The organism is Verrucomicrobiota bacterium, assembly GCA_016871495.1.
Lineage (GTDB): Bacteria > Verrucomicrobiota > Verrucomicrobiia > Limisphaerales > VHDF01 > VHDF01.
In genome coordinates this window covers 1-4,412 of record VHDF01000169.1, presented here as the reverse complement: position 1 = coordinate 4,412, position 4,412 = coordinate 1, and the positions used below count along the sequence as shown (strand labels likewise).

Annotated in this window: 6 protein-coding genes; 3 read left to right on the top strand and 3 right to left on the bottom strand. The window is 58.8% G+C overall.

Annotated features, from left to right (window positions below):
- The 3 genes from FJ404_19420 to FJ404_19410 all read right to left on the bottom strand — a co-directional run.
- On the bottom strand, positions 1 to 1,014 hold a 1,014-nt coding region (locus FJ404_19420), incomplete at its 3' end, for a transposase (protein ID MBM3825021.1).
- Positions 1,015 to 1,020: 6 nt separating this feature from the next.
- Positions 1,021 to 1,275: a hypothetical protein gene (locus FJ404_19415; protein ID MBM3825020.1), complete on the bottom strand. Its 255-nt coding sequence runs from the start codon at positions 1,273 to 1,275 to the stop codon at positions 1,021 to 1,023.
- Positions 1,276 to 1,287: 12 nt separating this feature from the next.
- Complete coding sequence (locus FJ404_19410) at positions 1,288 to 2,010, bottom strand: hypothetical protein (protein ID MBM3825019.1); 723 nt, start codon at positions 2,008 to 2,010, stop codon at positions 1,288 to 1,290.
- Positions 2,011 to 2,279: 269 nt separating this feature from the next.
- Between FJ404_19410 and FJ404_19405 the strand changes: the two genes are divergently transcribed.
- The 3 genes from FJ404_19405 (at position 2,280) to FJ404_19395 (ending at position 3,658) form a co-directional block, all read left to right on the top strand.
- Complete coding sequence (locus tag FJ404_19405) at positions 2,280 to 2,471, top strand: type II toxin-antitoxin system HicB family antitoxin (protein MBM3825018.1); 192 nt, start codon at positions 2,280 to 2,282, stop codon at positions 2,469 to 2,471.
- On the top strand, positions 2,468 to 2,656 hold the full coding sequence (locus FJ404_19400; GenBank protein MBM3825017.1) for a type II toxin-antitoxin system HicA family toxin: 189 nt from the start codon (positions 2,468 to 2,470) through the stop codon (positions 2,654 to 2,656). The genes FJ404_19405 and FJ404_19400 overlap by 4 nt, the downstream gene beginning before the upstream one ends.
- Before the next feature lie 507 nt (positions 2,657 to 3,163).
- On the top strand, positions 3,164 to 3,658 hold the full coding sequence (locus FJ404_19395; GenBank protein MBM3825016.1) for a hypothetical protein: 495 nt from the start codon (positions 3,164 to 3,166) through the stop codon (positions 3,656 to 3,658).
- The last annotated feature ends 754 nt before the right edge of the window (positions 3,659 to 4,412 follow it).

The following is a 4,412-nucleotide window of genomic DNA, read 5'->3' as shown; positions in this document are numbered from 1 at the left end:
TTTCTTCGATTCCTCCTTCACCGGTTCGGCCCCAAGTTCCACCCGCTGACCGGTCCCCAGCTTCACCCGCAGCCGGTTGGCTTTCGCCGTCGGATGGCAATACCCGTAATACCTCACCGATCTGAGTCCCTTCGGTAAGACGTGGTTCAAGTAGCGCCTGGCGAATTCAATCCCCGGCAATTCCAACGATTTCATCCGGTTCTGGTCCGATCGATCACTCCACCGGAAACGGACCTTCTCCTCGTCCACATCGAGTATCCGTCCGTCCTTGATCGCGGTTTTAGCCACATAATGGCCCAGATATTTGATCGCCTGCTCGCCGCTCCCGGCCGGTTGGATATGCACTCCCCAGTCCTTGTCCCAGACCTGCGGATCCACCTGCCACGTCTTGGCTTCCAGCGCCTGCTTCATCTCCTTGCGGAAAGCCGCCTGCAAGGACGGCAACACGACCAGAAAGTCCGGATACTTTACTCGCACCACCCGGCCCTCCTGATCCAATCCGGCGCCGGGCACCAGGAAGTGAAGGTGGGGATGAAATTGCAGCTTCTGATTCCACGTGTGTAACACGGCGGTGAACCCGCTCACCTCCGCCTGCATGCCCTTCTCATCCTCGGCCAGCCTTTGCCGCAAGGCTTCCGCTGACGCCGCGAAGAACAGATCATAGGCTTCCCTGGCTTGGGATCCGAAGAAGCACCCTCGCAACTCCGAGGGCAGGGTGAACGTCACCAGGAAGTAGGGCGCTTCCACCCGCTTGTTCAGCTCCCGTTTCACCCACTGTTGCGTGTGCGCCCCGCCGCACTGCGGACAAGCCTTGTGGTTGCACGAATGCCACGCGAAATGGACCTCCGGGCACTGCGTGCAGGCAAAGGCGTGGCCTCCCAACGCCGCCGTGCGGCACTGGGTGATCGCCCGGATGGCCCGCTTCTGTTCGGCCGAAAGCCGCGGTGATTGGTCCAACAGTTTCGGCAGAAAATGACGCAGCGCCCCGACGACGGTGGGGGGAGGCTTGGCCACCGCCCCTCAACCCGGCAAACCCCGGCAAATCTCTTCCATCAGAGTCAGCGCTTCCCGCGTGCTCTGGTGGGTTAGATGCAGATAGAGCATCGTGGTCTGTATCTGACGATGTCCCAGCAACTGTTGAATCGTATGCAAATGGGCGCCGGCCTCCAGGAGATGCGTCGCAAAGGAATGTCTCAGCGAATGGACGGTGGCGTTTGGAAGATCCAGCTCCTTGCGGACCTCGATGATCAGGCGTTGCAATGAGCTGACCGGCATCGGGCCGGTCGCCTAGCGCATCCTGGCGGCCACGGACCGTGGATGGTTTTCCCCGCGTCCGACGTTGGGGAAGATCAGCAAAGGATGCTGGTGAAAACGCCAGTAGTTCTGCAATTCCCTATAGATCGACGTCGGCAGCGGAACGACTCGATCCTTCAGTCCCTTGCTTTTCCGAAGGTAGAGCTTGTTCTCCTTTCCGGCGATGTCATGGATGGTCAAGCCGAGGCATTCACTCAGGCGCAGGCCGCAACAGTAGATCAGCTTGATCGGCGTTCGATACCGCCGCAGGCGGATGCGACCGATCAAGTGACGGACTTGTTCACGCGAGAGCACCGCCGGGAGCGAGTCATGATCCTTGGCGCGGATCTGACGGAACAGGGTCCAGTCCGTGTGGCCCAACAGGGTGGCATAGAACATCCGGGTGGCGGCCAGGGCTTGGCGGATGGATTTGGGCTTCCACAATTTGCGGAGCTTGACGAAGAGAAAGTACTCGCGGACCTGATCTTCGGTCAGCGAAGACGGATCAACCTTGAAATGTTCGTGGAGGAGGCGGATCTGGCGGTAGTAAGCATGGCGGGTCCGGTTGGCATCGTAATGAAGCGCGAGGAAATCGGCGAACCGTGCCATCGAAGGAAACGGATGCTGGTAATCAACCGGGTTATCATAATCCCGGGCCGTGGTGCGATAGGGCGTGGATGAGGATGAAGGGTGGGATGAAGTATTGGTGCTTTTCATGCACCGCGATTGTAGTAGGCTCAAGTCATGCCGCGCGCCAACGAAGATGTGGCCTTGAGGATCACGTCGCAAATCGTTGCCGCGCAGCGGCTTAGTTCAACCAGAGCGCTGCAGCGAACCGCCGCCCCGCTGGGCAGTTGGACGGTTCAGTTAATTTGTTCGCGACCGTTACAGCCGACCGGGCGTTTCCGGCGGCGGTCGCTGAGCTTGGTCGTTCGCCAGAAAACTGTTGACTCGCCATGCGTTCAATGGCGTGCGAGAGTGGTCACATGAAAACGAGGATCACGTATTGGAAAGAGCCTGACGGCCGGTATCTTGGATACCTCAATGACTATCCGGAGCACTGGACGCAGGGCGACGGCTTGGACGATCTGAAGGAGCATCTTCGAGATCTGTTCCAGACCTTCACGTCCGAGGAAATACCCGGCATTAGAAAGGAAGAAGAGTTGGAGGTTGCGTGAAACGACGCGACCTCCTCGAGCAGTTGGAGGGTGCGGCTTGTGTTCTTCTTCGACATGGTGGCAAGCACGACATTTACCACAATCCGAAAACTGGTCGGTCGCAGCCAGTTCCGAGACATCGGGAGATCAACGAACGGCTGGCAAAAAGGATCATCAAGGATTTGACCAAACCGGAGGAAGCTTGAGCAGGGCGAACATACGCTGGAGCCGAACTGCCGCCCCGCCTACCCGCTCGACGTGTGGCGTCAATTCGGATGTGCCAATCACGCTCGACCTTGCGTCTCGGGCGGCAGTCGCTCAGTTCGAACGTTCGGGCATTTAGGGCGCTTGCCGCGTGTGGGCGATCGGGCATGATTATCCGCGTATGACACGAGACCAGATGCAGATGGCCATCAGTGAAGGAATTCCGTTCGAGATCAAAATGGCAGATGGCGCGAGCTACCGGGTTCGCGAGCGATATTAGGTTGCCTTGGGAAAAACTTCGGTCGTTGTCTTCGATAACAAGGATTTGGCTCACATCTTACCCCTCCTCACGATGACAGGAATCAGCTACCTAAAAAGAAATGCGAAGCGGTGACTGCACCGGCCCGAACAAGGCGGCTTCACACGAACGCCGCGACTGCGTCCTGAATGCATTCGGGCAGCCTCGGCGCGGCGTCGGTGAGCTGCAGCGTTCGGCGGCGGAGGGCGCGATGGCGAAGTGGGGTTCATACGAGGAAGTCGCTGCGTACTTGCTTCACCAGTTCGCCAGCGAGTTCGGCCTCGAACGGGTTGAGGGCAAGCAGGACGTTGTCGGCAAGCGGTCCGGCACGAGCTGGGCAATCGACGCCAAGGGGTTCCGCCAAGGCGACTCGGGGTTCGTGATCGTCGAGTGCCGCCGATACACGACCTCGAAACAGAACCAGGAGAAGGTCGGGAGCTTGGCCTACCGCATCATCGACACCGGGGCTGTGGGCGGCATCATCGTCAGCCCTCTCGGCTTGCAGGAGGGCGCGGAGCGCGTCGCAGCAGCCGAGAACATTGTGAGCCTGCAACTCGACGCGGACAGCACGCAACATCAGTACGTCCTGCGATTCCTCAACAAAGTCATGGTCGGCCTCCAAGACACGATCAGCTTCAAGGAGTCGCTGGAGATCGAGGTGCGTGATCGGGATGGCAACGTCGTTCGTCGGGATCGGTACGAGTAGCGTCTAACAATAAAGGGTACATTGCTGCGGAGCGAAGCGGAGCTAGCAATGATGCCCGTGGTTGAACAAGCCCGCTTTTCCTGAAGTCGACTTTCCCTGTCCCTGCTTAGGGCACTTGTGTTCCCAATCCTACCCCAATCAAGCAACTTTTCCTGCCGAAACACTCATCTTGAACTGATGCGATGACGTTCCCCCGATGTCAGCATCCGGTATTCTGTTCCATTCGAGCATCGAGCTCACGGAGGCACGAAGGCACAGAGATGGGGAGGCAGGCTTGAACCATTGACCTTGTGAGTGAGACAGGCTTCGGATCCTTTCCCTTCGTGTCTCAGTGCCTCCGTGTGAGAGCCATCCGACCTTCCGGTGTGACATCGCAGAGTGTAAACTATTTACAGACCGTTCGCGCAACACGGGCATCACACCGGTTTCCCTCTCGCCCCGCGAGGCACGAGTGGGGAGAGAGCCGGAGAGAGGGGCATTCTCAGCCAACCCCTCGATCCTCTCCCCGCTCATGCTTCGCAGGGAGAGGAAGAAGTTCTTTTGGGGACCGAGATCTCGAATCCTATCCCGAGATCACGATGGTGCCCATGGCGCCGCGTTACGGGTTGGGTGCGAGGATCTTGCTTTTCCTCACGCAAAGGACGCGAAGGACGCAAAGAAAACGTCGAGGGGAGAAGTTCCCTGGGACAGAGATCTCGGGTTGCCGCGCAATTCCCCCAGGTGTGAGACCGCCATATCCGGACCGCGCCGTTCA

Bases quoted from the DNA above. Each gene is read 5' to 3' on its own strand.
- FJ404_19415 (MBM3825020.1), bottom strand. From the start codon at position 1,275: ATGCCGGTCAGCTCATTGCAACGCCTGATCATCGAGGTCCGCAAGGAG.
- FJ404_19410 (MBM3825019.1), bottom strand. From the start codon at position 2,010: ATGAAAAGCACCAATACTTCATCCCACCCTTCATCCTCATCCACGCCC.
- FJ404_19405 (MBM3825018.1), top strand. From the start codon at position 2,280: ATGAAAACGAGGATCACGTATTGGAAAGAGCCTGACGGCCGGTATCTT.
- FJ404_19395 (MBM3825016.1), top strand. From the start codon at position 3,164: ATGGCGAAGTGGGGTTCATACGAGGAAGTCGCTGCGTACTTGCTTCAC.